Annotated in this window: 1 protein-coding gene; it reads right to left on the reverse strand. The window is 67.3% G+C overall.

From position 1 onward, the window contains the following. Positions 1-425 (reverse strand): DDE-type integrase/transposase/recombinase (locus D7Y13_RS43475; protein WP_147452739.1); only part of this gene is annotated, 425 nt, incomplete at both ends.

The raw sequence follows: 425 nt of genomic DNA on the forward strand, positions 1-425 counted from the left end.
GGTGGGCGGGGCGGCTGTAGCTCAGGCGCACACCGAGGCGGATGAGCCAGACGCCCAGGCCCGTGAGTTGCCCCGGCCGGGTGGGACTGCCCCAAGGTGCGCCGTTATCGGCGTTGATGCGCAGCGGCAGCCCATAGCGCTCGAAGGCCTGGCGCAAGTGACGCTGCACGACCGCGCTCTGCGTCTGCGTGCAGGCCGCCAGCACCAGGTTGAAGCGGGAGTGATCGTCGATCACGGTCAGCGGCGAGCAGCGCTGGCCGTCGGCCAACGCGAACCCGCCCTTTAAATCCATCTGCCAGAGTTGGTTCGGTTCAGCGTGCTCAAAGCGCTGCCAGGGCGTGGAGGCGTCTGAGGCTTCGGGTGCAATCAACCCATACCGATGCAGGATGGAGGTCACGGTGCTGGGCGCCGGTACATCACTCCAG

It is taken from the genome of Corallococcus praedator (assembly GCF_003612125.1).
Taxonomy (GTDB): Bacteria; Myxococcota; Myxococcia; order Myxococcales; family Myxococcaceae; genus Corallococcus; species Corallococcus praedator.